Here is a 26,978-nt window from a genome sequence, read left to right as displayed (position 1 = left end):
TCATCCGTAGCACATTGTTGATTTCACAGCGTCGCTCGAACAGCGTGTTTGAGAGCGTCTCGACCGGGTTTCCGAAACAGTTCCCGACGTAGTTGGAACGCTCTGAGATACTGCGTCAACTTGTCTTTCGAGACGCCTCGATGGGGCGAGAGCCACCGTCGCGTCAGCGACGCGTGGCTCTCGCAGGTGTTGACGTGAACTTCCTCATCGGCGTATTCGCCGTCGCCGTGGACGACGTATTCGCGGTCGAATGCGTCGTCGTCTTCGAGCGGTTCGTACGCTCGAAAGCCGTCGGTATAGACCGTGAGCGACTCCTCTTTGCGGTCAGCAAGGAGGAGTCGAATCGTCGATTCGTCGGCGGCTTTCGCTGGAATCACGTACCGCTGTCCGGTCCCGCGATCAGCGATTATGAACACGGGTGGCTTGTCGCCATCGTACGAACCTCGCCCGCGCGTGGACAGGCCACGCGAGCGCGACTCCTGGTCGCGCTCGCGGCCTTTCTTCCCCGCGTTGACGTACACTTCGTCGATTTCAACCGGACCAACGAGATCGAGGGAAGGCGCATCGAGCGCTCTGGCGAAGCGCTCGATGCGCCGGTGCATCGTCTTGTGTGTTACCTCGATTTCGCACTGTAGTTGGCGGAGACTGGTGTTAAACCGGAGAAACGCGTAGATCGAGAACAACCACCGGCGGAGCGCGATCTTCGAGTGAGCAAAGATTGTGCCCGTCTTGTCGTTGAACGTGCGGTCACAATTCTTACAGAGATACCGCTGAAACTCTCTGTAGCTGCCGTTTCTGACCGTTCGGTCAGAACGGCAGCGAGGACAGGTAACACCGTCACGCCAGCGAACCTGCGCCAACAGGTCCGCTGCGACCGATTCCGACCCAAACACATCTAGCGGAATCATTCGTGTCGGGCACCGCTGACGCGGTGCCCTTGTCCTCTTCGACTCCGCAGCGACCGCTCTGCAGTATCAACAATCTCCTACGCAAGAGCGTAATGCTGAAGTGGAGTTCAGCGAGCCGACTCCCCTCTTGAGCTCGACCAACAACATCTGTTAGATACATATTGCCCCGTTGCTCGGCCTTAAACTGAGCTGCACTCAGGTTCTTATTTCGGAAATCATCATATCCTGCTCCAAAGTTATCCCCACCGAGCAGATGCTGTAGAAACAGAAGCTCTGTCTCTTTTAGTTCGATTTCACCTGCTACCATCTTCGGACCCCCAGCGCTGTATTCCGCTTCGGATTTCTCCTTGTAGTGTTTTGTCTATTCCGGAATTAGAAATTGCTATCAGGCATGCATCGGTGTATACTCGGGCTTCGACAATGTAGTCCGTATCTCTGTTTAGTTCCTCTGGCGGTTCTTGAGTCACATCGCTGATTGACACTCTTTCCCCATCCTCGGTCCACCAGATATCAGAGGGATCCATACGTTCTCGTTTCCCTGAAACATGAAAGGAGATGTCAACCACACCTTCTTCTTCACGGTTGACATAGTCTGCAATCTCCAGAACATAGCTGAAATCATCACCTTCGTCCGAGCTCATTAGATCTTGCTGGCTGAACGAGTCAAGTTTATCAAGCAAGCTGGTTTGGTGGACGCCATTTCCAAGCTCATATACTTTGATATTGAATGAATCACCTTCCTCACCTTGGCTTTCAAAAAGTTCGTCAAGGAGTTGCTCGAATACGTCGTCATCCAGATTCCTTTCTAAGAAGTGCCTCAGCTTGTTCTTGCCAGGTTCGTCCAAGTCCTCTGTATCTAATTCGTACTCCTTGATGTAGTCCGAGATTACTTCATTGTCTATCTGGAAATATTGCCTTTTAATTCGGTCAAACTTGTCCTCCGGATCATATCCTTCTCTATCCCGAAAGAAGAACAGGTTACTCATCTTCCCGTTCTTCTAGCTCCTCTCGTTCCTCGTTGAACTCTATGGCCGGTGATCCTTCCGCGAGATCTATGAAATCGTAACGCAATCGCTCCATTTCGTTCGCTGCCTCCATTAAGAGATTATGGGGCTCCAGAAGATTCGAGAATGCATCGTCAATTTCGCTTGGCTGGACAATGCGTCTATCATCCCTGTGTGTTTGAACCGCTGCTTCCATCCACACATATCGGGCGATTTCTATGAGCCGTTTCTCCATGAACTGCATTGCTGGGTCGCCAACCCACATTTCTTCGCCGTCATGCATCTCTGCGGTCTCTGCCTTAAGTTCGGTTTTCAGAGTTCCTGTTCGTATTGGGCCATAACTGGATCCTTCGTCATCATTGTCTCCATCCGTGTCAGGCATACCTACCCATCAAAGGATTTGCAGATAAGCATTACGAGAATAGATTAGTGTAGAATGACTGGTCTGAGGGGTGTCTTACCAACTTCGTACTGAATGTATCTTGGATTACCTTTAAAAATAGTAGTAAATTGTAGTACGTTATGAGTAGAACAACTTGAATGTTAAAAATGCGGCAGCGGATGGATGTACAAAAGAGAATCCACGTACTACGCCACCTGCCCAAACTGCAAAACCAGTGTAAAAATAGAATCGGAGCATCTGTCGATGGCCACGGTATCCATAGGCCCCGGTCGCGTCGCACGCAATCGTCACGCCGAATCGGACGCGGGCGGCCGACGGAACGAGCGATCCGAACCGCGACCGAAGGTTGATTGAACTCGTATACACGAGTATACGGTAATATGGTAAATCGGTTCGCGTCTCCGAAGAGTTCCACGAGTTCGTGAAAGCACACAAACGGGAGGACGAGACGATGGAGGAGACGCTCCGTCGCCTCATCGGAGGGCCGCACCCGAAGGGCGTCGCCGGTATACTATCGTCCGAGACGGCGGCGCTTATGCGGGACCGTCTGGAGGAGAAGCGGGAATCGGACGTCGAAGGTAAGCGCGAACTCCAGAGACGATTCGAGTGATCCTCGACACCTCGTTCCTGATCGACCTCTTCGACGGCCGACGCGGTGCGTTCGAAAAGGAATCGAGCTTTCTGAGGCGCAGACCGTGCAGCGCGTTCCCCCACCGGTCGTCATGGAACTCGCCTACGGAGACGCGGATGGATCCCAGGCCGTGAGTGTCGAGGCCGACTTCCTACCTCGAAACTTCTAAGCCCATTAGTACCACTCTCCGACCTACCCCAGCAGACTGTTGACGTTCATACCGATGAAAAAGAGGATCACGACCTCGCTGACGACCCACGAGTGGGTGTTTATCCAGTCGCGTCCCTTCGGGAGGAGGTCTTCGGCTCGCTGGCCGAACGCGAGCAGCGCGAGCGCCGGGAGCGACAGGAACAGCAGCGTGAGCGCGATGAACCCGAGGCTGTGCGTCCACGGTTCGCCGTGCGCCGCGAGGTAGGTACCGACGGCGATCGAGGTGAGGAGGTCGCTGGGGAACAGTCCAAGGAGGAGGAAGCCGAGGACGAACGAGAACTTCGGGGTCGCCCGCTGTAGCCTGCCCATCCACTTCGGCGGCTTCGACTGCTTCCGTCTCGCGTAGACGTACACCATGGCGACGAGGAGGAGCGCGAGGACGACGAGGTGGAGGGTGTCGTTCGACGCGCCCTGGTCGGTCGCGCCGTTGCCGGAGAGGTACGCGATCGTGACGACGAGCGTGATCGAGAGGGCCGCGCCGGCGACGAACGCGGCGGAGTTACGCCGCCAGGGCTCGCTCATGGCCAGGAAGATGGCGCTGAGGATCTGCGGCCCCGCGATCATCACGACCGCCATCGGGACGACCGCCAGCAGGCTCACGGATCGATCACGCCCGATGCCGACCCGACGCTCGCTCGCCGACGCTCCACGACCGCTCGGCCTCGACGCCCCTCGTTCCGACGACCGGTTCCGTTCACCCCCGCGGATACGACGCCGAAAAAGTTAGCGTTTATTGACACCATCGGGACGGTGTCCGAACGGTGGCGGTCGCGGTAGCTGTGACGGTCGTGGCGATCGCGGTAGTTGTAGCGGTTGCGGCGGTTGCGGCAGTCGCGGCGATCGTGGGGTTGCGGTGGTTACGGCGGTCGCGGTGTCGGAGCGCGGGCGGCGGAAGGTGGGCGTTCCCGTGATCCGCGAGGGGTCGTCTACTCCAGCCGGGTTCCGTCCCGGGGACAATACTCGTAGGCGTCGTCTCTCGTCTGAAACCCGCAGGTCGGGCACCGCCGGAGCGACGCCTCCCCTTTCCGTCCGGACCGTCGGAACAGGAAGGGGACGAACGGGACGAACAGGAAGAAGACGAAGCTGTCGAAGTACCACCAGACGAGCGCGCTGACGAGCAGGCTCGCGACGAGGCCGACCGCGGCGGTGGCCGTCCGAGAGCGGACCATGCGCCCGGTACGCGCCCGGTCCGCAAAAGGTGGCGGGACGTCCGCGTCGGCGCGGAACTCGCCGGCACCAGCTACAAACCGGCCGGCGTCGTAGCGGGGCGCGTGAACCGGCCCGTCGCGCCCCACGCGTTCTCGATGACGTGGACGGACGGCCTGTTCGTCCACTGGCCGTTCGACCCGGAGCGGCTCCGCCCGCACGTCCCCGCCCCCCTCGAACTCGACACCTACGACGGCCGCGCGTGGGTCAGCCTCCTCCCGTTCGTCCTGTCCCGGGCCGGTCTCCGCTTCTCCCCCTCGTTCACCCGGTTTAGCTTCCCCGAACTCAACGTCCGCACGTACGTCCGCTTCGACGGCGTCCCGGGGTTGTACTTCTTCAGCGTCGACGTCGCGAACCCGATCGTCCCGGCGGTCGTGGGGCGCGGGACCCGCTTGCCGTGTTACCGCGCCGACGTGGACGTTCGCACGCGGGGCGACCGCGTGGACTTTCGGAGCGTCCGCAGGCGCGCGAGTACGCCGTCCGACGGCGGACGGGGCGTCCGCGCACGACTCGACGCGTCGTACCGACCCGACGGCGATGTCTTCCGCGCCGAACCGGGGACGCTCGACTACTGGTTGGCAGAGCGTCGGCGGATGTACGACCCGGCGGGGGAGAAGGTCCTGTACGCCGAGATCGCCCACGATCCGTGGCCGCTCCAGCCCGCAGACGTGACCGTCCGCGAGGATACGATGTTCGAGGCGGGGGGCCTCCCGACGCCGGAGGGAGACCCCCGGGTCCGCTACAGCGACCGGCTCGCGATCACCGGGTCCGTGCCCCGCTGGATCCGCAGTCTGGACGGCGACTCACGGATACGGCCGCGTCGCCTGGCACGCCGATAGCCCGGTCGGACGGCCGCCGAATGGCCGCGGGACGGCCGCGGGACGACCGTCGGGCGATCGCTCGACTTCGCGGTTCTCGGATCGCGCGACGTGCCCGATTCGTGGACCCGGTACGCGGTCCGTGGGTTCGGGCGCGTTCGACGCCGACGGGGACTCGCAGATGTGGTCGAGAAGGGAGAGATTATTCCGGGGAGGGGTCTCTACCCGGTATGGCCAGCGGCACGTACGAACTGGATCGACGGTGGGGGGCGACGTCCACCTGGACGCGAGAGCAGGCCGCCCGCATCAGGCGGACGGCGGAGACGACCGCTCCGATCGTCTACCCGCCGGACGAACCGACCGACTCCGACCTCTACCTCTGGGACACGTGGCCGCTCCTGGAGCGCGACGGCTCGTTCGCCGAGGTCGACGGCTGGCGGGTCGTCTTCGCGCTGACCGCGCCCGCCGAGATGCTCCCCGGCAAGCGCCACGACGTGGCGACCGTCCGCTACTTCTACTCGCGGGACGGGCGGGAGTGGACGACCGGCGGTCCGGTCTTCGACCCCGAGCGCAGTCTCGGGTCGCGGCAGTGGGCCGGGTCCGCGATGTACGACCGGGCCGACGACGAACTCTACCTCTACTACACCGCGGCCGGTCGCGCCGACGCGGTCGAACTCTCCTACGAGCAGCGCATCGCCGTCGCGACCGGCGGCGACCTCGCGACCGACGACGACGGCGTGCGCCTCTCCGGCCCGTGGGACCACGAGGTGCTCCTGACGGCCGACGGCGAGTGGTACGAGACGCGGGAGCAGGCCGCCCGGGAGAGCGATCTCATCTACACCTTCCGCGACCCGTGGTTCTTCGAGGACCCGGGGACGGGCGAGACGTGCCTGCTGTTCGAGGCGAACACGCCCGTCCCCGAGTGCGGGTGCGGTGGCGACGACGGGCGGCGGGCCTTCAACGGGTGCGTCGGCGTCGCCGTCTCCGACGCCGGCGACCCGACGGAGTGGGAGATGCGGCGGCCCATCCTCGACGGGGCCTGCGTCAACCAGGAACTCGAGCGCCCGCACGTCGTCGTCCGCGACGGACGCTACTACCTGTTCACGTCGAGCCACGAGCACACGTTCGCGCCGGGGCTCGAGCGGTTCGACGGGCTCTACGGGTTCGTCGCGGACGCCCTCCGCGGCGAGTACGACCCCCTCAACGGCTCCGGGCTCGTCGTGGCGAACCCGCACAACGCGCCGTTCCAGGCGTACTCCTGGCTGGCCTACGGCCACCGCGACGAACTGCTGGTGACGAGCTTCTTCAACTACTACGACCTCGGCGGCCTCCACCTCGACGAGGTGGGACACCTCCTCCCCGACGAGCAGCGCGAGAAGTTCGGCGGGACGCTCGCCCCCACGCTCCGGCTCGAACTCGCGGGCGATCGGACGCGCATCCGGGGCGAACTCGACCACGGTCACCTGCCGCTGGAGGACGAGGAGCTACCGCCGGCCGACCCGCTGGCGGGGCGACGACCGCTCGGCGGCGAGGGCGAGTACTGACCGCCGGGGACGCCGACGGGGCGACGTACCGTCCGACGGGTCGACGGCCCGACGGCTCGACCGAGAGATCGGTCGACGGGTCGACTGATCGCCGCTCGACTACTCCGGCGTCGGCGAGGACGCGCTCATCCCGGCGCTCGGTGCCGCCGGCCACGCGTCGCCCAGCTCCCAGACGTCGAGTCGCTCGACGACCGCCTCGCCGCCCTCGGCGCGGAGCGAGACGCCGTCGCTGTCGGCTCGCGTCGGGTAGACTCGACTCGTGAGACACCGCCGGTCGTTGGCGAACGCCTCGATCACGGAGCCGTCGACGAACACCCGCAGCGAGAGCGTCCCGTCGGGCGTCCCGACCGGCATCCGCTGGTCGTCGCTCGCCGTCTCGGGGTCGAGACTCGCGGACGAGCGATCGATCACGAGTTCGCCGTCGGCGTAGCGGAGGGGCGTCCGTTCCGTCCCGTCGTCGGACTCGCGGACGACGAGGGAGAACGCCTCGGCGTCCTCGACGCGCACCGTCAGCGCGAGTTCGAGCGCCGTCCCGGAGGCGTCGAGCGGCGTCTCGCCGTCGACGACGAGGTCCGTCAGTGCGGCGTGAGAGCGGCGCAGGTCGGTCACCTCGGGCGCGGGACGCTGGCGGAGCCCCCCGTCCTCGGCGAGCGACAGTTCGCGGGGGAGCGAGAGGGCCCCCGACCAGCCGGCGTCCCACTGCGCCCGCTCCGAGCGGGCCTCGGGGAGCCACCCGAAGGTGAGTTCGCGACCGGTTTCGTCGGTCAGCGACTGCGGCGCGTAGAAGTCGCCGTAGTCGAGCTTCCCCCGCGAGTCGACGTGGAAGCGGCCGTCGTCGAGTTCGCCGAGGAAGTACCAGACGTCAGCGTAGTTGGAGACGTGGAGCAGTTCCCGCTCGCCCAGGTCGAGCAGTTCCGGGCACTCCCACATCGCGCCGGCACCCTCCCACGTACCGGTCAGGACGGGACCGAGGTACGTCCACTCGCGGAGGTCGGCCGAGCGGTAGCGGAGGACGGTCCCGCCCACGTCTGTGATGCCGGAGCCGATGAGCTGGTACCAGAACTCCCCGTCCCTCCAGACGCAGTGATCGCGGAACTCCGCGTGCCAGTGGTCGGAGTTCAGCACGTCGAGTTCGACCGGTGCCTCCTCGATGACCGGGTTGTCCGGGTCCTTCCGCCACCGGCGGAGGTCGGGGTCCTCGGCCGTCGCCAGACAGGGGAGCTGAATCCCCCCGCGGCCGCCGGTGTAGACGAACGTGGGGGTCCCGTCGTGGACGACCGTACACCCCGACCAGCAGCCGTCGCGGTCCGGTCCGTCCGGATCCGGCGAGAGCGCGACCGGTTCGTCCTCCCAGCGGACGAGGTCGTCGCTCACCGCGTGCCCCCAGTGGATCGTCCCGTGGAACGGTCCGGCGGGGTTGTACTGGTAGAAGACGTGGTAGCGGCCGTTCCAGTGGACGAGCCCGTTCGGGTCGTTCAGCCAGTTCGCGGGGGACGTGACGTGATACCGCGGTCGGTTGTGGTCCTCGACGGCCGCGCGGAGGGCGCGCAGCTCCTCGCCGGTCGCGGGACGGTCGGTGACGGTCTCGGGGCGGTCGGCGAGCGTCCGGAGGGCGTCCTCGACGAACCGGCGGCGGGCGCGGTCGCACGCCTCGTCGGTCGGCTCGGCGAAGGCGAGGGCGTCGCCCGCGCCCACGACCGCGCCCGCCCCCCAGTCCCACCCGACGACGGTCTTGTGCGGGTAGCACTCCTCGTCGCCGCGGAGGCCGCAGGCGAGCGTCTCGCCCCGCTCGGGGAGCACGACCTCGTAGCGGGCGAACGGCTGGGCGACGCCGGCCCCTCGCGTGTGGACGCGGAGGGTCTCGAAGCCCGCGAACAGCGGGTGGTCGGCGTGGACGGTCTTGCAGAGCAGTCCCGCCGGCTCCGCGACGTCGTCGGTCCCGGTCGCGTCGGGCGCGACGGCGTCGATACCGAGCGCCTCGACGGCGGAGAGGGCGTGCAGCGAGAGGAGGAGTCCGGTCCCCTCGTCGGCGGCGGTCCGGAACGCCTCCGCGCAGTCGGCGAGCCAGTCGGCGTCGTCGAGCGGGGCGTCCCGGTGCCACCAGAGCGCGTCGAACGCGCCGAGGTCGACGTCGCCCGACGCGACGGCGTCGAAGGACACCGTCGCCGCGTCGGGGAACGTCCCTCGACACCAGTCGTACGCGACGCGCTGTTCTCCGGTGGATTCGCCCCGACGAAGACAACCGACATACATGCAGTGCTCGTTCGAAACCACGGGGCGACGGAGGCAAGTCAGTTTTGGCACGCGCACCGACCGAAATCGCGCTCCGATCCGCTCGCCTCGCACGGCTCACCCGTGCCGTCGACCGGACAGGGGCACCGACGAAGACGAAGACGAAGACGAAGACGGGGACGAAAATGAAGACGGCGACGGGTCCGCTCGACGCCTCGACGCCTCGACTCCGACCGCGTGAACGTTTTTGACCGATGGGGCACCACCGGGGGTATGGGTGGAACGTGTCTGAACTGTGGAAAGCCGCTCGGAGGGCGGACGACGCTCTGTTACGGGTGTGAGTCGGCCGGAGTGGTCGCGGAGGAGGTCGCCGACGTCGACGAGTCGGTCGTGGAGCGTCTCGAGCGCTACTTCGTCGTCTCGTCGACGAAGTGCGCCGAGTGCGACGAACTGCACGGGACCGTGACCGTCGACGGGGATCGATACTCGGCGGAGGACTTCGGCATCGAATCGCTCGAGGAGTGGGAACTCGAGATGGACGAGGAGGAAGACTGGATGCGAGAGCATCGGCGCGATATAGCGGCCGCCCTCCCGCTTCTCGAGGACGACTGGACGCGATCCGTGACGGCCGTGCGAACTCGGTTCCTCTGACGTCCTCTCCGGCGTTCACGCCGGGAGACGCCTGGCGTCTCCCGAGCCTCGCTTCACACCGTTCAGCGAGACGCCGGGCCCCCTCGCGCCGGGGGACCGCTTACCGACCCACGGGGGTAACTTTCGGGTTCGTCTACCCCTCGTTGGGACGGCGAGCGCGTGGCGACGCCCGACCGCGCTGCCGGAGAACGAACCGTTTTTCCCCTGTTTCCGAAAACGAGCGGCATGAACCGGCTCCACGAGTCGTTGCACGACGCGCCGATCGTCGACAAGGACGGCTACGAGTACCTCGTCCACCCGATAAGCAACGGCGTGCCGATGCTCGACCCCGAGCTGTTGCGCGAGGTGGTCGTCGGCGTCACGCGAGCGGCGGACCTCGACGTCGACAAGATCGTCGCGCCGGAGGCGATGGGCATCCACATCGCGACGGCGCTCTCGCTCCAGACGGACGTCCCGCTCGTGGTCATCCGCAAGCGATCCTACGGCCTCGACGGCGAGGTGGCGCTCCACCAGACGACCGGCTACTCGGAGTCGGAGATGTACATCAACGACGTCGAGGCGGGCGACCGCGTGCTGATCGTCGACGACCTGCTGTCGACCGGCGGGACGCTCGCGGCCATCTGCGACGCGCTCGACGGCATCGGCGCGGAGATCGTCGACATCGTGGTCGTGATCCGGAAGGTGGGCGAGTCGGCCCTCGACGACACCGACCACGAGGCGACGAGCCTCGTCGACGTCACCGTCGAGGACGGCGAGGTCACGATCCACTGATCGACCCCCGGGCGACCGCCGACGCCGACCCCGCGCCCACGTCGATCGTCCGTCTCGTTCCTCTGTCCCCCACGTCGCTCTTCCGTCTCTCCCACGTCGCTCTTCCGTCTCGTTTCTCCGTCTCGCTCTTCCGTCCTCCCTCACGGAGAATACACGAACGTGCTCATATTCGCCCCTCGATGAGGTAGATATGCGCTCGATCACGGAAGGATTATCCGTCGGGGATCGCACCTACCGCCATACATGTCGACCGACGCTGACGGGGAGATCGAACTCGAGTACGAACTCGACGACCGGCCGCCGTGGCCGAAGTCGATCCTGCTCGGGGTGCAGCACGTCGCGGTGATGATCGTTCCGGCGACCGCGGTGGCGTTCATCGTCGCGGGCGCGGTCGGCCTCGGCGCGGCGGACACGGCGTACGTCGTCCAGATGGTGCTCCTGTTCTCGGGGCTGGCGACGGTCGTCCAGGCGTACACCGTCGGCCCGATCGGGGCGCGGCTCCCGATCGTGATGGGGACGAGCTTCACGTTCGTCGGGGCGGCGACGAGCATCGGCGTCGACTACGGGCTCGGAGCGGTCTTCGGCGCGATACTCGTCACCGGGTTCGTCGTCGAGGGGGTGATCGGCTGGCAGTTCGACCGCATCCGGCCGTTCTTCCCGCCGCTCGTGACGGGGCTGGTCGTGATCGTGATCGGGCTCTACCTCGTCCCGGTCGGCGTCGACTACGCGGCCGGCGGCGTCGGCGCGGCGGACTACGGCGCGGTGCACAACATCGGCCTCGCCCTGCTGGTCCTGTCCGTCGCGGTCGTCCTCAACCTGTTCACGACCGGCGTCGCGAGACTGCTGAGCGTGCTCGCCGGCATCGGCGTCGGCTACGTGGCCGCCGTCGCGCTCGGCCTCGTCGACTTCGGTCCGGTGGCGTCGGCCGCCCCGTTCGCCGTCCCGCGGCCGGGCGCGTTCGGATTCGAGTTCGAACCGGTCGCCGTCGTCACGTTCGCGTTCCTGTTTCTGGTGTCCGCGATGGAGACCGTCGGCGACATGTCGGGCGTCACGGCCGCCGAGGGACGGAACCCCACCGGTGAGGAGTTCCGCGGCGGGCTGTTCACCGACGGCCTCCTGAGTTCGATCGGCGCGGCGTTCGGCGCGTTCCCCGTCACGTCGTTCTCGCAGAACGTGGGCATCGTCAACTTCACCGGCGTGATGAGCCGCCACGTCGTCGGCGTCGCCGGCGTCGTCCTTACCGTGCTGGGACTCAGCCCGAAGGTGGGCGCGGCGGTCGCGACGATCCCGAGCGCCGTCTTCGGCGGCGCGGTCGTGCTGATGGCCGGCATGGTGGCCGCGAGCGGCGCGCGCCTGCTCTTCCTGCACGTCGACCTCGACCGCCGGAACATGGTCGTCGTCGCCGTCGCCCTCGGCCTCGGTCTCGGCGTCGCCGCGCGACCCGAAGCGCTCCAGGAACTGCCGCGGGCCGCCCGGACCTTCTTCGGGGAGCCGGTCATCGTGACCGCGCTGACGGCGCTGCTGCTCAACACGTTCGCCCCCGGCGAGCAGAGCCCGCTCTTCGACGCCCCGGCCGCCGGGACGCCCGCCGACGCCCGGAGCCTCACCGAGTCCGGCGAGGACTGACGACGGCCACACCGCCGGGCGCTCCGCCGATCCGACGCCCTTCGGCCCCGGCGGTCGCCCGTCGGTAGACAGGCAACAGCCGTATGCCGTGCGAACGCCTACCGGCGCACATGCCGGCAGACGTACCCGGAATCCACCACGTCACGGCCGTCGGGAGCGACCCCGGACGGAACCTCGAATTCTACACGGGGACGCTGGGGCTTCGCCTGGTCAAGCGGAGCGTGAACCAGGACGACGTGTCGGTGTACCACCTGTTCTACGGCGACCGGCGCGGGACCCCCGGCACGAGCATGACGTTCTTCCCCTACCCGAACGCCCGCCCCGGCCGCGTGGGCACCGGGCAGGTGAGCGAGGTCGCGTTCCTGATCCCCGAGAGATCGATCGACTTCTGGCGGGATCGGTTCGCGGAGCGCGGCGTCGACGCCGACGATCCCCGCGAGCGCTTCGGCGACACCGCCCTCGCCTTCCGCGACCCCGACGGGATCCCGATGGAACTGGTGGCTCGCCCGGACGCGCCCGACGGCGACCCGCCGGACGGTCCCGTTCCGGACGAGCACGCCATCCGCGGCTTCTTCGGCGTGACGCTCTCGCTCGAGAGCGCCGGACCGACCGCGGACCTCCTGCGGACGATGGGGTATCGGGAGACGGACGCGGAGCGCGACCGGCGGCGCTACGAGGCCGCGGGCGACCTGGGGTACGTCGTGGACCTCCTCGAAGATCCCCAGGCACCCCGCGGCCAGCCCGGCGCGGGCACCGTCCACCACGTGGCGTTCCGGACGACGGCGGCCGACCAGCCGGCGTGGCGCGACGCCCTGTTCGAGCGGGGGCTCAGGCCGACGGAGGTGATCGACCGGAAGTGGTTCCAGTCGGTCTACGTCCGCGAGCACGGCGGCGTGCTCTTCGAGTTCGCCACGGAGTCGCCGGGATACGCGGTCGACGAGGACGTCGACGAACTGGGCGAACGGCTGGTGCTGCCCGAGTGGCTGGAGAGCCGGCGAGCCGAGATCGAGGCCGGCCTCCCGGACCTGCCGACGCCGTCCCCGGAGTAGCGAGGGGCCGCGAACGGCCGACTCAGAGGTACGAGTCGTCGTACGCCTCGCCGGAGCGGGCCGCGTGGGTGTTGCCGCACTCGTCGCACTCGACGCGTCCCATCGTGTCCTCCGTGACGTCGAGCGAGCCGCAGTACGCGCAGTAGTAGCCGTACCGCTCCGTGAACTCCTCGTCGAGGTACGCCGCGAAGAACGGTGCCTCCTCGCCCGATAGCTCGTCGTCGCGGTCGACGTACACCTGCCGGCCGTCGTCGGTCGTCGCGGTCGGGACGCCGTCGCGGCGTTCGGTCCCCGGGAGGTCGACTTCGGCTTCGGCTTCGTCCGCGTCCGTCTCTCCATCGGCGTCCGCTTCCGTCGCCGTCCCCGTCTCCCCGTCCGCTTCCGCCTTCGTCTTCCTGTCTATCCCTGCTTCCGCCTCCGCTTCCGCTTCCGCTTCCGTCTCCTCGTCGGCCGACGGTTCGACGTACACGTACTCCTCGAGGGACTCGTCGCCGAACTCGGCCTGTCGGACGCCGAGCCGCTCGTACTCGAACCGCTCGAAGAACCCGTGGCCCTCCATGTTCGCCTCGAGCGTGCTCGCCCGCACCCGCTCTGCGCCCTGGTCGCGCAGCGCCCCGACCATCGTCTCGAACAGCTCCGTGCCGATCCCCGCGCCGCGGTGCTCCGGGTCGACGAACAGCCACCGGACTTCGCCCTCGTCCCCGTCGAGTTCGCCGACGACGACGCCCGCGATCGTGCTCGGACCGCCGTTCACCTCGCTCTCCGCGACGATGACGGCCGCGTCGGAGCCCTCGAAGTCCCGCGTCGGACGATCGTCGCCGAACTGCGCCTCGACGATCGTCTCGATCTGTTCCGGGCTGAGCGCGTAGGACGTCGTCATCGCGCTCCGCACGACCTCTCGCACACGGTCCGCGTCGTCCGGGGTCGGCTCGCGGAGTTCCATACGGTTCCTTCCGTCCGGACTACGATAAGCGCGGGGGCGGATGACAGGGCGGCGGTCTCTCACGCCTCGCGATCGTTCGGGGGGCGACCGGGAACGGGCGGTCCGACCGGGCGGCTCGGCGGCCGCACGGGACCGTTCGCCGCGATCGGGGACCGCCTCGTCACTCCAGCAGGTTCCCGTGTTCGTCGATCTCCCCGCGGGCGATCCGCGTCGAGGAGATCCGCTCGCCGTCCGCCGCGAGCACGTCCGGAACGACGATCGGGCGGAGCGGGTCCATCCCCCGCTCCGCCCGCCGGCGGTCGAGTTCCGCCACCTCGTCGTCGGTCTCGGGCGAGACGACCAGCGCGTCGAGCGAGGGGTCGTCGTCCGCGAACCCGTACTCGTCGGTCACCGTTCGAACCTCCACATCGCGGTTCCACTCGTCGAGGGCGTCGATCTCCGCCCGCACTCGGTGCTCGCGTTCCTCGTACGGCGGGATCGGACGCGGGTCGTCGCGGCGCGACGCGGCGGCGAACGCGTCGCTCGTGATCCCCACGACGACCCCCTCGTCGCCCCGTTCGAGCGCCGCTCGAAGGAGCGCCCTGTGTCCGTCGTGGAGCGGACCGAACGTTCCGGCGACGGCGACTCGCACGCCGACGGGTTCGGCCCGAACGCGTAAAGGTCTGGCCTCGCCGCGGGATCGCGGCGAAACGGGAGGCGCGGGCAACTCTCCGGGGGTGTGGGTACTGTCGCACGACGACCGGCCGTCGAGTACGCCGACCCGCCGTTTTTGCCACCGGCGACCGTCGCGTCGCGGGTGGAGGTACGACTGCCCGACGAGTCGTCGTTCTCCCGGCGGAGCGTCGGCTCCGCCCTCGCCGCGGCGGCGCTCTCCACCGCGCTCGTCGCCCCCGGGATCGTCGTTCCCGCGTACGCTCGGGTCGCGTCGGCCGCGCTCGTCGCGTTCGGCGTCGTGCTGGCCGTGCGGGCGACGGCGTCGGCGGTCGTCGCCTTCGTCCGCCGCTCGCCGCCCACCGCCCCGGAGCCGCCGCTGCCCGCAGCGACCGTCGTCGTGACCGCGTACAACGAGGCCGAGGTCCTCCCCGCGACCGTCGACGCCTGCGCCGCCCTCGACTATCCCGACGACAGACTGGAGATCCTCGTCGGCTACGAGTCGGCCTCGACCGACGGGACGGCCGCCGTCGCCGAGGCGGCGGCCGACCGCGACCCGCGGGTCGTGGCCGTCGAGCGCGACCGACCGCCGGGCGGGAAGGCGAGCGCGACAAACCACGCGCTCGCGAGCGCGTCGGGGGAGATCGTCGCCGTCCTCGACGCGGACCAGCGCCCCGAACCGGGGGCGCTCCGCCGGGCGGTTCGGTGGTTCCGGGACGACGACGTCGCCTGCGTCAAGGGTCGGTGCTTCGGGACGAACCCCGACGCGTCGATGGTGGCGCTCTGCGCCACCGTCGAGCGCGCCGTCGCGGAGCGGGCGGAGTTCTACGCCCGCGACCTCCTCGGCGGGTTCGCCCTCTTCACCGGCGGTCAGGCGTTCTTCCGCGCCGACGCGCTCGCGCGCGAAGGGACGTTCGACGAGTCGATACTCCTCGAGGACCTCGACATGGCCTACCGCCTCCAGCGCGCCGGCGGCGAGATCCGCGTCGACCCGGGGATCGTCACCCACGAGACCAACCCCGCCGCGATCGCGGCGTGGTGGCACCAGCGCAAGCGGTGGGCGCGCGGCGGCATGCAGGTCGCCCGGCGGTATCTCGGGGCGAACCTCCTCTTCGGACCGCCCTCGTCCCTCGCCCGCGCGGACTTCGCCGCGACGCTCGGCGCGCTCCTCGCGTTCCCGATCCTGGCGCTCGCCTCGCCGCTCGCGGCGGTCGCGTGGGGTCTCACCCCCGGCGGCCGGCCGTTCGGCCTCGCCGCGCTCGTCGCGGGGGGTTTCGTCCTCGCCACTCCGCTCGTCGCGTCGTACCTCGTGCTCGCCGTCGACGCCCGCGACGGCCGCCGACACGAGCGATCGGAGTACGTCGCGCCGCTCCTCCTCTGGCCGTACTTCCTCCTGCAGGCCGGTGCGGTGGTCGCCGCGTTCGTCGACGAGTTCGTCGTCCGACGGCCCGCGGTGTACGTCACCAGCGCGAGTGGGTCCGACGGGGAGTAGCGAGGGCGTCGGATACCGTCGGCAATTGCAGGTCGGTTCGTTAAGCGGGTGCCGACGCAAGGCGACGACGCATGACCGACACCGATCGGGGCGAGGAGTCGGAGCGGGAGGAGGAAGAGGAACAGAACCAGTACGGCGGGAGTACGCAGGACGTCGACGCGGTCGAACAGACCGAACGCGTCGGGGGCGAGGAGGGCGAGGAGGGCGAGGAGGGAGAGGAGAGAGGAGGGCGTCGAGGGCGACGACGAGAACGGCGAGGAGGGGACGTGACGCGCTCCGACGTCTGCCCGCCGTAACCCCCCTACGGCTTCCTGCACCGTTATCGTCGGCGAACGGAGAACTCCCCGAGTTCGTACCCGAGCGTCAGCGAACCGAGCAGGGCGACGCCGATCGCGCCGAACTCGAGGGCCGACCGGAACGCGGCGTCGACGGTCGCGCCGGCGGCTCGCCGTGCGTCGACCGCGACGCCGGACGTGGATGGAAGGTCGGCGACCGCGTGCGACGGCGTCAGCGCCGAGGTCAGCGCGACGGAGAGTGCGACGACGGCGAGCAGGACCGCGAGTTCGAGACGGATCGCCCGGACGAGCGACGCGACCGCGTCCGCCGGGCCGCCCTCGGAACGCCCGAGCACCAGCAACCCCGGAACCGCCGGCGCGTCGCCGCCGGCCCGCCGGAGGCGCTGGTGGACGACGAGGCGGTTGAACCCGCCGAGACCCGCCGCGGCGAACACGAGCAGGACCTTGAGCGCGAGCGCGAGGCCGTACGGCGTCGTCGCCAGCGCCGCGAGCGAGGGGACGTGCCAGGTGACGATGATCACGCCGGTGACGAAGGCGACGGTGACCGCCGCGACCGCGACCATCGAGAACCGGCGGACCAGCGCGGCGGCCACGCGCGCCGGCTCCGTCCCGGTCTCGTCCGGGAGGTATCGCGGCAGCGCCGCCAGCACGGCGAGCCCCCCGACCCAGGCGGCCGCGCCGGCCATGTGCCAGAACTTCACGCCGATCGCCAGCGCGGCGCTGTCGACGGCCGTCGAGTACCGCGTCCGGCAGAACGCGAGCAACATGACCGACCCGCCGGCGAGCACGACGCCGAGCCACCGCCCACGCGAGAGATTCGCGGGCCTGACGGATCGAACCGCGGTGGCCGCCGCGAGACAGGATCCGCCTCCCGCGAGGACGAGCCAGGCCCTCCCCTCGACGGTGCCGACCGCCCACCCGCCGAGCGCTCCGACGCCGCCCGCGCGGAGGACCGCCAGTCCGATAGCGGAGCAGAGCGCGGCGGCGACCGTCCACGCGACCGTCCGACGGGCGAACCGACTCGCGCGCGTCGCGTCGAGCCCCCGCCGGTCGAGTTCGGGAAAGACGACGAGCGCGAAGGCCGGCGGCGTACCGATCAGCAGCAGTAACGCCGTCACCAGCACGCCGCGGAGCAGCGCGACCAGTAGCGTCACCGTCGAGTCACCTCCCCGTCGTCGGTCGACTTTTCGTGAGCGCGACCGGCGCGACCGGACCGAACCGCCTTCGACCGCCGCTCGCCGCCGAGCGTCGTCGTCGTTCGTGTGGGTATCATGTGGGTGAGTACTGGGCGACCCGGGGCGTTCAATTTACCCGAAAACACGCTCGTTCGCCGCCGAAACGCCGTTTCGGGCCGCGGATCGATCCGTCACGTCGACGCCCGTCTCGGGAGTCGAGACGCGTCCGGCGTCGTCGGACGCGTCCGGAACGCTGGACCTGGGGGTCGGTGGCTCGCGCGCGTAACCGGACTCGCCGGTTCAGCCGTCGGTATCCGTGGATCGTCGAGAACGGGACGGACGGCGGGGGCCACGCCGTGGTTCGATCGGGTGGTTACGCCTCCGGCGACGCCGCGATTCCCCCGTCGCGCGCCGTCGGCGTCGGCGGCGTCGTCCGCAGTTCGACGTGGAAGACGGTGCCGGTCGGTTCGTTGTCCTCGACCCGGATGTCGCCGCCGTACCGTCTCACGAGGACGCGAGTGATGACGAGACCGACGCCGTGACCGGAGCGGGAGAGTTCGGCGTGCGAGGCGCGAAAGAGCTTCCGCTTCGCGTCGTCGGGGATCCCGGGCCCGTCGTCCGCGATCGAGACGACGGCCGATCCGCCGTCCTCGGCCACCGACGCCGTCACCGTCACCCGGGGGGAGTCGTCGTTGTGCTGGACGGCGTTCAGGAGGAGGTTCTCGAACACCTCCGAGAGCAGTCCGTCGGCCCAGACCTCGATTCCGGGCGGGACGCGCGCGACGACCTCGGCCTCGTCGTACGCGAGCCTGAGGTTCTCGACTCCCCGCTCGAGCGTCTCGGACAGGTCGACGGATTCGAGGGCCGTCTCGCGCTCCTCCGAGACGACGCGCGTGATCGTGCTCACGTTCTGGACGAGCGTGACGACGTCCTCGCTACAGCGGGTGATGGAGCCGAGGTGGTCGCGGCCGTCGTCGTCGACGTGGGAGGAGAGCGAGTCGGCCCGCCCGAGGACGACGTTCATCGCGTTGAGCACGTTGTGTCGGAGGAGGTGGTTCAGGAACGCCGTCCGCTCGCGCTCGCGCGCCAGGTTGCGCCGCTCGTCCGCGAGCGCGCGTCGTCGTCGCTCGCTCCGGGCGTCGTACGCGCCGACCACGAACCCCCCGATGCCGCCGACGATCGCGGTGTTCGTGAGGACGAAGGCCGTGTGGTGGAACGGGACGCCGCGGATCAGCTGGTGGACGATCACCCAGGCCGTCACGAGCAGCATACCCACCGTTCCGACCGCGAACCAGGCGATGACGCGCAGCGTCTCCTCGCGCCCGAAGCGATTCCGACCGAGCCACACGCCGGCGTACGTGAGCGCGCACGCCAGCGCGAGCGGGAACCCCGCTTCGAGGACGACCCCGAGGGGCGTGTCCATCTTCACGACGTGCTCCAGTTCGACGACGGCGAGGATCAGTCCGATCCCGCTGATGACCGCCGGACCGACGCGGTCGACGGAGAGCGGCCGCGTCCGATCACTCATCGCCCTCCTCCCGCCGGAGGTGGTGCGAGAGGCGGCGGAACACGGTCGCACCGCGCTCCGCGGCGCGCCACCGGGGAGCCGAGTCGCGCGGCCCCTCCCGCAGGGAATCGAGGGCACCGAGCAGGTCGTCGTACTCCGCGCTCGCCCGCAGTTCATCCTCCGACAGTCCCTCCTCGAGGAGCGCGCGCTTCTCGGCGAGCGCGCGTTCCTTTCGAACGGGCTCCGTGTACGCGCTGCGCGTGAGCAGCGCCTCGACCAGGTGATAGAGGTCGCGCTTCCGAACCGGCTTCGTCAGGTAGTCGTCGAACTCCATCTCGACGATGTCCACGTCGGGTTCGACCGCGGTCACCAGCGCGACGCGGCAGTCGAGTCCGCGCTCGCGTATCCTCCCGAGGACCTCGTCGCCCGAGAGCCCCGGCATGAGCCGGTCGAGCAGTACGATGTCGATTCGGTCGGTCAGCAGCGCGAGCGCCTCCCGCCCGCTGTACGCGGTCACCACCGTGGTCGTCTCGGCGAGCCACTCGGCGTACATGTCGGCGAGTTGCTCGTTATCCTCGACGACCAGGACCGTCGGGTCCTCAGCGGTCATCGGCCTCGATCACCTCCGTCGTGACGACCGTCGAGCGGTCGCGGTAGCGTTCCCAGATCCGTTCACCCCAGGCGAGCGCGTCGTCGGTGTCGTTCACCACGGCACCCCGGAGGCCGCCCCTGTCGTCGTGGACGAACGCCCCGACCTGCGTCGTCGGCTCGTCCGAGAGGATCAACCCGAACGGCACCCACTCCTCGATCTCCCGAACGACCAGGTTCCCCGTCTCGAGCGCGGCGACGAACGGCTCGCACTGATACTCCGCCAGCCACTGGACGACGGGCCTGCCGAGGATCAGGTCGGTCTCGAGCGTGTCCGCGACGAACTGCTCGTAGAAGAGTTCGACGTAGCCGTGGCGCACCACCGGCGTCATCCCCCGGAGGGCCGTCGCCTCCTCGACCATCGTCTCGAGGACGTGAAACGGGTGGTGGGGGGCGTGTTTCTCGGCGTAGACGACCTCCGCGTCCCGCAACACCTCCACGGTCACGCCGCAGTCGGCCGATAGCTCCGCCAGCAGCGGTCCCTTCGCACAGACGGTCTCCACGTTCGCCCGGAACTGGTCGTACTGGGCGAGGAGCAGCTTCCCCAGGAGGCTGAGGCGGTACCCCTGATCCGTCCGTTCAACGAGCCGCAGCTCCTCCAACTCGCGGATGCCCTTGTACGCCGTCGAGCGAGAGACGTCGAGTTCGTGCTGGAGGACCGGCCTGTGTTTCGGGCCGTCGGTGAGCGTCGTGAGGAAGTCGAACCGCCGCGCCACGGTGTCGATCGCCTCCCCCGGATCGGTCGGATCCGTCGGCCCGTCGGCCGGGCCGCGGGCCCCCGCCCCCACGGTCCGCTCCCCGACATCGACGCCCCCCCACGGACCCGTTCGTTCCTCTGTTCCGTCCATTTTCGACTGGCCTCTGTACCCGGCGGGAATAAGCGTAATTGGGGGTTACGAGAACTGTACCGTTCCGCTGTACGTCTCGCTCCGGCGGACGCGTCCGGGACCGCGAGACGTGGCCGGAACCGCCGGACACGTGTCGCAGTCCGAGTCCGTTCCGCGCCGAGAACGTAAGAAACCGGCCCGCACAAGGGACGTTCGAACCCCCGGTGCCGGTCCGGGGGTCGGAGAGTGAGACACGACATGAACGGAACCGATAGCGCACGCACTGAACCGAGTACCGACGACGAATCGAGCGGAACGAACGACGCGGCCGACCGCGGGGTGCGGTGATTCGCGTGTCGAACGAGTACCGCGACGCCGAGGGGTTCACCGACGGAGCGACCGCCGAGGGGCTCGGACCCCTCGCCCCGTACGCCGTCGTCTCGCTTCGGATCGCCCTGGGGTGGGTCTTCTTCTACTCCGGCGTCACGAAGCTCCTGGACCCGAGCTGGTCCGCGGCCGGCTATCTCGAACACGCCGTCCCGCCCGGGAACCCGTTCGTGGCGCTCTGGCCCCTCCTCGCGGGGATGCCCCTCGTCGACGTCCTGGTCCAGTGGGGGCTGACGCTGACGGGGCTGGGGCTCGTCCTCGGCGCGCTCGTTCGCTGGAACGCGTTCTGGGCGTCGACGATGATGCTGCTGTTCTGGGCGAGTAGCCTGCCGCTCGAGCACGCGATCCTGATCGACCAGCACGTCGTGTACGCCCTCGTCCTGTTCGGGCTGGCGGCGCTCGGCGCGGGTCGCGTCGCGGGCCTCGACGGCTACCTGGAGTCGTCGTCGCTCGTCCGGCGCTACCCGCGGTTGCGCTATCTGCTCGGGTAGTCGCGATCGCCGTCCGCCGGATCGACGGTGTACTCCGCGATCCACGGCGGCTCCGAGCGGTCCTTCGACCACCCGAACAGGTGGCGCTTCTCGTTGGCGTAGTAGTACCGGTAGGCGTCGACGTAGTCGTCCGCCGTCCACCCGCCGGTCAACTGCGGCGGGTCGCTCGCGTCCGCGCTCGGCCAGTCGAGCGCGCGGACGGCCTCGGCGTCGAGCGACTCGACCGTCGCCCAGCAGGCGTGGCGCTCCTCGGGTCCGTGATCCCAGCGGTAGCGCCACTCCTCGTGGGCCGCCGCGACGTAGGCGCGGAGGTAGCGCCAGTTCCCGCGCGCGTCGGCCGCCCAGCGCACGAGCGGGTGGCTCGCGTGCGTGAAGTAGAGGTTGTCGTCGCGGGGGTACCCGTTCAGCTGAACCGCGGTGGTGAGCGCCATCGAGCACTCGAAGACGCTGCTGGTCACGTGCGCGTCGACGAGCCACGCGGCCGCCCGGTCGAGGTCGCGGTCGAGCCAGAACGCGTTGACCATCGACGACGATAGCCGGCGGAGCCGGTTATACTGTCGGTCGCGCCCGTCGCGACCCTTCGTCCGGCCGTTCGGCCGTCGGACGTACTCCGACGTGAGCCTCACGCGAGCCTCACGCGGGCGTCTCGCGCGCTTCGAGCGTCAGATCGTCGGGGTCGAGGACGTAGTAGCGCTCCCAGACGGGCGCGAGGCTGACGACGCGCGCCCCCCGTATCTCCGCCTCGCGGTGGCGGTGGTGGTGCCCGACGAGACAGAGGTCGGGGGCGGTCGCCTCGAGCAGGCGATCGACGTGCTCGCAGCCGGGGTCGTAGCCGTAGGAGAGGAGCCCCCGCGGCGCTTCGTGGGTCAGGAGCACGTCCACGTCTTCGAGGGCGGCGACCCGCTCCACGTCCTCGCGGGTGAAGTGCCGCCGGCGGTCCTCGACGAGTTCGCTCCTCGGCAGGTCGTACTTCGTCGGTGCGTAGTTGCCCGAGAGCCCGGCGACGCGGAGGCCGCAGACCTCCGCGGCCGTCCCGGCGAGCAGGCGGGCGTTGCGAACCCCCGGCGGCGTCTCGCCCGCCCGGAGCGCGTCGATCACGTCGAGGTCCTCGTTGTTCCCCGCGACGAACCACGTCGGGCGGGGGAGGTCGTACCGCTCGAGGTCGCCGACCTGGAGCGCGACCGCCTCGTCCGCCGCCCGGTAGGCGGCGAGGAGGGCCCCCCACCTGTCGGGATCGGACGCGTGTACGTCGCCGAGTACGAGCATCGTCGACCGTTCGGGCGCGACGGGGTTAATTCGTCGGCCGTCGGCGTCGAGCGCCGCCGCCGTCGACCGCCGCGGGGGACCTCACGTCGCCAGCGCGACGAACCGCCTCGCGAGGAGGTAGACGGACGCGCCCAGCGATACGGAGCCGAGAGCGAGCGCCGCGACGAACGCCGGTCCCGCGTCGCCGTCGGCTGCGACGAGGAGCGCCTTCACCGGCCAGTAGAGTGGGACGATTCCCGCGAGGTACTCGACCGGCTCGGGGAGCAGGAGGACGCCGGCGATCGGGAGGACGACGACGAGGCCGAGCAGTTTGTTGATCGCCACCCCCTCGATCGAGTCGCGCGCGAGGCCGGCGAACAGGAACGCGATCGCGGGGCCGGCGAGCGCGGCGACAAGCGCGACCGGGATGAGTACCCGGAGTGGGACGGCGAATAAACCGAAGAGCGCGGCGGTCGGGCCGACGAGCGCTGCGCTGACGAAGTAGGCGCTCGCGCCGCGGTATCGGAGGTACCCGGCCGCGGTGAGCGGCGTGGTCCGCAGGGCGGCGAGCGTTCCCTGCTCGCGGTCCTCGAGCATCAGGAACCCGACGACGACGCCGTACACGTACGGCGGAAACAGGACGAGGAATCCGAGCACCAGCGGGTAGTACCCGGTCAGCGACGCGCCGGGGAGGTACAGACGATCGACGAGGGGGAGGCCCACGCGGGCGACGACCGCGAGCAGGAGCGGTCCGCTCGCGGCGAGCAGGAGGATCGGGTCGCGGGCCCAGTTGCGCAGATCGGCCAGGACCATCCCGGCCACGGTTCCGGCCCGGGCGGCTACCCCACGACCGATCCGCCCGGGCGTCCGCCGGGCGGCGCGAGGGCGGCTACCCTCCCCCCGCACGACGTATCGCTCGAACCGCCGTTCGGCGAGGACGAACGCCGCCGCGCTCCCGATCGAGAGGTATCCGACCCCGTACAGCAGCGCCGACGCGTCGATCCCGCCGAACGCGCCGCCGACGAGGAGCAGCGCCGGCTGAACCGGCAGCAGGTAGAACGCCGGCGTCTCGTAGACGCCGAAGTAGCCGAGCAGCGGCGCGTACAGGATGACGCCGTAGAGGGGGGCGCTGAAGAAGTAGGCGTTGATCGAATCGAACCGGGCGACGGCGACGAAGCCGACGAGGACGAAGAAGACCGACGTCAGCGCGACGCCCACGATCAGCAGCGCGACGTTCGTCCCCCGGTGCGCGACGACCGCGAGGAGCGTCGAGACGAGCACGGCGAGGATCGTGAGCGAGGCGGTCTTCGACGCCAGGTAGCCCCGAGCGCCGAGCGGCGAGACCACGAGCGCGTCGAGCACCCCCTCCCGCCGCTCGACGAGGACGAGCGCGGCGATGAAGTAGAACCCCAGGACCGCCGCGTCGGAGACGACGACGAAGACGAGCGCCGGTTCGACCAGCCGCGGCGGGAGGAGACCGAGCAGTACCGCGTAGGCCGCCGCGAGGACGGCGTACACCGCGTAGAAGCCGTACCGAAGCTGGAGGCGGACGTCCCAGGCGAGCATCGCCGTCGCCGATCTCACGCGAGCGCCGCCCCCGTGATTCCGGAGGAACACGTCCTCCAGGGTCGCCTCGTCGGTGTGGATCGTCTCCACGCGCCCGTCCGCGAGCAGTCGCCGGAACGCCGCGCTCTCGCCCAGTCCGTCGAGCGGGAACCGCTCGGTGCCTCGGGTACCGCCGCGGCGGTACTCGACGCGGACGGTCCGCGATCCGTACTCCCGCTTCAGGCGGTCCGGCGCGTCGACGGTCGCGATCCGCCCGTCGACGAGGAACGCGACCCGGTCGCACAGCTGATCCGCGACGGTCATGTCGTGGGTCGTGAGGAAGATCGCCCGCCCCTCGTCGCGGAGGTCGGAGATCGCGCCCTTCACGGTCCTGGCGTTGCCCGGGTCGATCCCGCTCGTCGGCTCGTCGAGGAGGAGCACGTCCGGGTCGTGGAGCAGGGCGCGGACGAAGTTGAGCCGCATCCGCATCCCGTTCGAGTACTCCGCGACGCGCCGGTCGAGGGCGTCGTCGAGGCCGACCAGTTCGAACAGCCCCTCGACGTCCCTCGTCTCGCCCCGGTAGAGCGACGCGAACAGTTCCAGGTTCTCGCGTCCGGTGAGCTTCGGGTAGTGGTTCGGCGACTCCCCGGAGACGCCGATGCGCTCGTAGTACCCGCCGTCCCACTCCGCGACCTCCCGTCCGAGCACGCGGACGGACCCCTCGTACCCGTCGAGCAGCCCCGTCAACACCCGCTGGGTCGTACTCTTGCCCGCGCCGCTGGGACCGAGGAACCCGAACACCTCTCCCGCGTCGACCGAGAAGTCGAGCCCTCGAAGCGTCGCCGATTCGGCACCGGGGTAGGTAAACCGGAGCCCGCGCACGCCGATCATCGTCCCGACGGTGACCCGCCGCGAACATAAGCACTGAGCGAGCCCGGAATGGAGTTCACCGGTCGAAGCCGCTCGGCCGCGTCGGGCGGCCGAGCGTCGCTCCCGTCGGCGGGAGCGCCCCTCGGTATTAACGGCTGGTGTCCCGTCTCCTACCGTATGCGCGTACATTTCGAGGATCGCACCTTCGACTACCAGACCCTGCGGACGATGGGCTACGCCACGTACGGCGGGGCCGAACCGGGGGAGTGCCTCGCGACGGTCGAGCGGATCGACGAGGGGGACTTCGAGGCCTGGCACGCCGAGTGGCGACGGACCGCCGATCGGGTCGCAGGGGTCGCCGAGGCGGCGCGCGAGCGCGGCCGCGACGAGACCGCGAGGGGGGCGTTCCTCAGAGCGCACAACTACTACCGGACGGCGGAGTTCTTCCTCGACGGCGACGACCCCCGGCGCGGGCCGACGTACGAGCGGAGCCGTGACGCGTTCCGGAGCGCGCTCGACCTGCTCGACGCGACGGCCCGAGCCGTCGAGATCCCCTACGAGGACACGAACCTGCCGGGGTACGCGTTTCACCCGGACGGCGACGCGCCGCGGCCGACCGTCGTCTGTCTCGGCGGGTTCGACTCGGTCGCCGAAGAGTTGTACTTCCTCTGTGGGGTCCCCGCCGCGCTGGAGCGGGGGTACGCGTGTCTCGTCTTCGACGGCCCGGGCCAGGGCGCGCCGCTCCGGTTCGAGGGGCGACGGGCGCGATCCGACTGGGAGGCGGTCGTCGGCCCGGTGCTCGACTTCCTCGAGGGGGAACCGGGCGTCGATCCGGAGCGGATCGCCCTCCTCGGCGCGAGCATGGGCGGCTACTACGCGCCCCGGGCCGCGGCGTTCGACGAGCGGGTCGCGGCCTGCGTCGCGTTCGATCACTGCTTCGACCTCTGGTCCGCGGCCGCGTACGGCCAGCGCGGGGTCGCGACGCTCGTCGACCACGCCCCCGGCGCGCTCGTGAACGCGCTCGCCGCCCTCGGCGCGCGGTTCGATCCCGGCGCGCGCTGGCGGCGCGAGAACGCCCGCTGGGTCTTCGGCACCGACGCGGCCGCCCTCCGCGGGACGCTCCGGGAGTACTCGCTGCGGGGGGTCGCAGAGCGCGTCACCTGCCCGACGCTCGCGCTCGCCGGCGAGGACGACCACCTGATACCGCTCCCGCTCGCCTACGAGTTCGTCGACGCCGTGAGCGGCCCGACGACGCTCCGGACCTTCACGACCGAGGAGGGAGCGGGCGAGCACTGCCAGGTCGGGAACCTCTCGCTCGCCCACGGGGTGATCTACGACTGGCTCGACGACGTCCTCTGACGGCGGAGCGTCGCGGGCGGAGCGATCGCCGATCGGAACTCAGTACGTCCGGTAGCTCGCCGTCCCGACGTCGATCCGGACGAGCACGTTCTCCGGCCACGCGTCCTCTTCGGCCCCGTACTTCCGGTTGATGCGCGCGGTCGCCGCCGCGATCTCGTCGTCGTCCTCGACGACGGTCGCCGTGCCGAGCAGCGAGACCATCCACCGAGCCCGCCCGCCGTCGTCCTTCTGGACCGACAGCGCGACGCGAGGGTTGGCGCGGACGTTCGCCAGTTTCCGCCCGCTCGTGACGATCTCGACCGCGTCGTCGGCGTAGCGGTACCAGACGGGCGCGACGTGTGGCCGGCCGTCGCGGCAGGTCGCGAGGTGAGCCATCAGCGGTTCGCTCGTGAGCAACTCCGCCGCCTCGGGGGGAACGACGTCCGACATGCTCCCGGATTCGCCCGCCGCGCGCATAACGGTGTGGACGGACCGGACGCGCTTCGGTGT

Annotated in this window: 28 protein-coding genes; 11 read left to right on the top strand and 17 right to left on the bottom strand. The window is 69.1% G+C overall.

Annotation, left to right across the window (positions count from 1 at the left end; translation table 11 throughout):
* Positions 1-23 precede the first annotated feature (23 nt).
* From NKI68_RS03940 to NKI68_RS03925, 4 genes are read right to left on the bottom strand one after another with little or no spacing between them, the layout of a single operon-like run.
* Positions 24-908 carry an IS1595 family transposase gene (locus NKI68_RS03940; protein ID WP_254545389.1) on the bottom strand — a complete coding sequence of 295 codons (885 nt, stop codon included), beginning with the start codon at positions 906-908 and terminating at the stop codon, positions 24-26.
* Positions 838-1,215 (bottom strand): hypothetical protein, encoded by a 378-nt coding sequence (locus NKI68_RS03935; protein WP_254546514.1) that lies wholly within the window; start codon positions 1,213-1,215, stop codon positions 838-840. Before NKI68_RS03935 ends, NKI68_RS03940 begins: the two co-directional genes overlap by 71 nt.
* Positions 1,202-1,894, bottom strand: coding sequence for a hypothetical protein (locus tag NKI68_RS03930; RefSeq protein WP_254545388.1), 693 nt, complete (start codon positions 1,892-1,894; stop codon positions 1,202-1,204). Before NKI68_RS03930 ends, NKI68_RS03935 begins: the two co-directional genes overlap by 14 nt.
* On the bottom strand, positions 1,887-2,294 hold the full coding sequence (locus NKI68_RS03925) for a hypothetical protein (protein ID WP_254545387.1): 408 nt from the start codon (positions 2,292-2,294) through the stop codon (positions 1,887-1,889). The genes NKI68_RS03930 and NKI68_RS03925 overlap by 8 nt, the downstream gene beginning before the upstream one ends.
* Before the next feature lie 472 nt (positions 2,295-2,766).
* Here NKI68_RS03925 and NKI68_RS03920 point away from each other — a divergent pair, with 472 nt between their 5' ends.
* On the top strand, positions 2,767-2,925 hold the full coding sequence (locus NKI68_RS03920; RefSeq protein ID WP_254545386.1) for a hypothetical protein: 159 nt from the start codon (positions 2,767-2,769) through the stop codon (positions 2,923-2,925).
* Between the two features lie 213 nt (positions 2,926-3,138).
* On the opposite strand, the gene NKI68_RS03915 is transcribed toward NKI68_RS03920, so the two are convergent.
* Positions 3,139-3,756: a GAP family protein gene (locus tag NKI68_RS03915; protein WP_254545385.1), complete on the bottom strand. Its 618-nt coding sequence runs from the start codon at positions 3,754-3,756 to the stop codon at positions 3,139-3,141.
* A 326-nt stretch (positions 3,757-4,082) separates the two neighbouring features.
* A complete protein-coding gene (locus NKI68_RS03910) occupies positions 4,083-4,325 on the bottom strand; it encodes a hypothetical protein (RefSeq protein WP_254545384.1) in 243 nt (80 codons plus the stop codon).
* A gap of 135 nt (positions 4,326-4,460) precedes the next feature.
* On the opposite strand from NKI68_RS03910, the gene NKI68_RS03905 reads away from it, so the two are divergent.
* Entirely contained in the window at positions 4,461-5,201 is a 741-nt protein-coding gene (locus NKI68_RS03905) for a YqjF family protein (protein WP_368410969.1), read from the top strand.
* Between the two features lie 209 nt (positions 5,202-5,410).
* Positions 5,411-6,724, top strand: coding sequence for a glycoside hydrolase family 68 protein (locus tag NKI68_RS03900; RefSeq protein ID WP_254545382.1), 1,314 nt, complete (start codon positions 5,411-5,413; stop codon positions 6,722-6,724).
* Between the two features lie 99 nt (positions 6,725-6,823).
* Here NKI68_RS03900 and NKI68_RS03895 read toward each other — a convergent pair whose 3' ends face one another.
* Positions 6,824-8,977, bottom strand: coding sequence for a GH32 C-terminal domain-containing protein (locus tag NKI68_RS03895; protein WP_254545381.1), 2,154 nt, complete (start codon positions 8,975-8,977; stop codon positions 6,824-6,826).
* A 252-nt stretch (positions 8,978-9,229) separates the two neighbouring features.
* On the opposite strand from NKI68_RS03895, the gene NKI68_RS03890 reads away from it, so the two are divergent.
* From NKI68_RS03890 to NKI68_RS03875, 4 genes are all read left to right on the top strand, one after another.
* Positions 9,230-9,607, top strand: a complete 378-nt coding sequence (locus NKI68_RS03890) for a hypothetical protein (protein WP_254545380.1) — start codon at positions 9,230-9,232, stop codon at positions 9,605-9,607.
* Positions 9,608-9,832: 225 nt separating this feature from the next.
* Complete coding sequence (hpt, locus tag NKI68_RS03885) at positions 9,833-10,378, top strand: hypoxanthine/guanine phosphoribosyltransferase (protein WP_254545379.1); 546 nt, start codon at positions 9,833-9,835, stop codon at positions 10,376-10,378.
* Between the two features lie 243 nt (positions 10,379-10,621).
* The gene (locus tag NKI68_RS03880; RefSeq protein WP_254545378.1) at positions 10,622-12,004 is read left to right on the top strand and encodes a uracil-xanthine permease family protein; all 1,383 of its coding nucleotides are present in this window, start codon (positions 10,622-10,624) and stop codon (positions 12,002-12,004) included.
* Positions 12,005-12,114: 110 nt separating this feature from the next.
* Positions 12,115-13,053 carry a ring-cleaving dioxygenase gene (locus NKI68_RS03875; RefSeq protein WP_254545377.1) on the top strand — a complete coding sequence of 313 codons (939 nt, stop codon included), beginning with the start codon at positions 12,115-12,117 and terminating at the stop codon, positions 13,051-13,053.
* A gap of 22 nt (positions 13,054-13,075) precedes the next feature.
* Here the strand turns inward: NKI68_RS03875 and NKI68_RS03870 are convergent, their stop codons facing one another.
* Positions 13,076-13,996 carry a GNAT family N-acetyltransferase gene (locus tag NKI68_RS03870; protein WP_254545376.1) on the bottom strand — a complete coding sequence of 307 codons (921 nt, stop codon included), beginning with the start codon at positions 13,994-13,996 and terminating at the stop codon, positions 13,076-13,078.
* A gap of 160 nt (positions 13,997-14,156) precedes the next feature.
* On the bottom strand, positions 14,157-14,627 hold the full coding sequence (locus NKI68_RS03865) for a phosphopantetheine adenylyltransferase (protein ID WP_254545375.1): 471 nt from the start codon (positions 14,625-14,627) through the stop codon (positions 14,157-14,159).
* 165 nt (positions 14,628-14,792) lie between these two features.
* Between NKI68_RS03865 and NKI68_RS03860 the strand changes: the two genes are divergently transcribed.
* Positions 14,793-16,139, top strand: coding sequence for a glycosyltransferase family 2 protein (locus NKI68_RS03860; RefSeq protein ID WP_254545374.1), 1,347 nt, complete (start codon positions 14,793-14,795; stop codon positions 16,137-16,139).
* 71 nt (positions 16,140-16,210) lie between these two features.
* Positions 16,211-16,435: a hypothetical protein gene (locus NKI68_RS03855; RefSeq protein WP_254545373.1), complete on the top strand. Its 225-nt coding sequence runs from the start codon at positions 16,211-16,213 to the stop codon at positions 16,433-16,435.
* Between the two features lie 23 nt (positions 16,436-16,458).
* On the opposite strand, the gene NKI68_RS03850 is transcribed toward NKI68_RS03855, so the two are convergent.
* The 4 genes from NKI68_RS03850 to NKI68_RS03835 form a co-directional block, all read right to left on the bottom strand.
* On the bottom strand, positions 16,459-17,589 hold the full coding sequence (locus NKI68_RS03850; RefSeq protein ID WP_254545372.1) for a CopD family protein: 1,131 nt from the start codon (positions 17,587-17,589) through the stop codon (positions 16,459-16,461).
* A 394-nt stretch (positions 17,590-17,983) separates the two neighbouring features.
* Complete coding sequence (locus NKI68_RS03845) at positions 17,984-19,138, bottom strand: sensor histidine kinase (protein WP_254545371.1); 1,155 nt, start codon at positions 19,136-19,138, stop codon at positions 17,984-17,986.
* A complete protein-coding gene (locus NKI68_RS03840; RefSeq protein ID WP_254545370.1) occupies positions 19,131-19,727 on the bottom strand; it encodes a response regulator in 597 nt (198 codons plus the stop codon). The genes NKI68_RS03845 and NKI68_RS03840 overlap by 8 nt, the downstream gene beginning before the upstream one ends.
* A complete protein-coding gene (locus NKI68_RS03835) occupies positions 19,717-20,613 on the bottom strand; it encodes a helix-turn-helix transcriptional regulator (protein WP_254545369.1) in 897 nt (298 codons plus the stop codon). Before NKI68_RS03835 ends, NKI68_RS03840 begins: the two co-directional genes overlap by 11 nt.
* Before the next feature lie 332 nt (positions 20,614-20,945).
* Between NKI68_RS03835 and NKI68_RS03830 the strand changes: the two genes are divergently transcribed.
* Positions 20,946-21,470 (top strand): DoxX family membrane protein, encoded by a 525-nt coding sequence (locus NKI68_RS03830; RefSeq protein ID WP_254545368.1) that lies wholly within the window; start codon positions 20,946-20,948, stop codon positions 21,468-21,470.
* Here NKI68_RS03830 and NKI68_RS03825 read toward each other — a convergent pair.
* From NKI68_RS03825 to NKI68_RS03815, 3 genes are all read right to left on the bottom strand, one after another.
* Positions 21,455-21,994 carry a hypothetical protein gene (locus NKI68_RS03825; protein ID WP_254545367.1) on the bottom strand — a complete coding sequence of 180 codons (540 nt, stop codon included), beginning with the start codon at positions 21,992-21,994 and terminating at the stop codon, positions 21,455-21,457. The two genes, NKI68_RS03830 and NKI68_RS03825, sit on opposite strands and share 16 nt — an antisense overlap.
* A 109-nt stretch (positions 21,995-22,103) precedes the next feature.
* Entirely contained in the window at positions 22,104-22,736 is a 633-nt protein-coding gene (locus NKI68_RS03820; RefSeq protein ID WP_254545366.1) for a metallophosphoesterase family protein, read from the bottom strand.
* Positions 22,737-22,817: 81 nt separating this feature from the next.
* Positions 22,818-25,151: a fluoroquinolone export ABC transporter permease subunit gene (locus NKI68_RS03815; RefSeq protein WP_254545365.1), complete on the bottom strand. Its 2,334-nt coding sequence runs from the start codon at positions 25,149-25,151 to the stop codon at positions 22,818-22,820.
* Positions 25,152-25,307: 156 nt separating this feature from the next.
* On the opposite strand from NKI68_RS03815, the gene NKI68_RS03810 reads away from it, so the two are divergent.
* Complete coding sequence (locus NKI68_RS03810) at positions 25,308-26,489, top strand: alpha/beta hydrolase family protein (protein ID WP_254545364.1); 1,182 nt, start codon at positions 25,308-25,310, stop codon at positions 26,487-26,489.
* A gap of 39 nt (positions 26,490-26,528) precedes the next feature.
* On the opposite strand, the gene NKI68_RS03805 is transcribed toward NKI68_RS03810, so the two are convergent.
* A complete protein-coding gene (locus NKI68_RS03805; RefSeq protein ID WP_254545363.1) occupies positions 26,529-26,918 on the bottom strand; it encodes a pyridoxamine 5'-phosphate oxidase family protein in 390 nt (129 codons plus the stop codon).
* Positions 26,919-26,978: the final 60 nt, after the last annotated feature.

Source organism: Halomarina pelagica (genome assembly GCF_024228315.1).
Classification (GTDB): Archaea; Halobacteriota; Halobacteria; order Halobacteriales; family Haloarculaceae; genus Halomarina; species Halomarina pelagica.
This window is presented reverse-complemented; position numbering and strand designations above follow the sequence as displayed.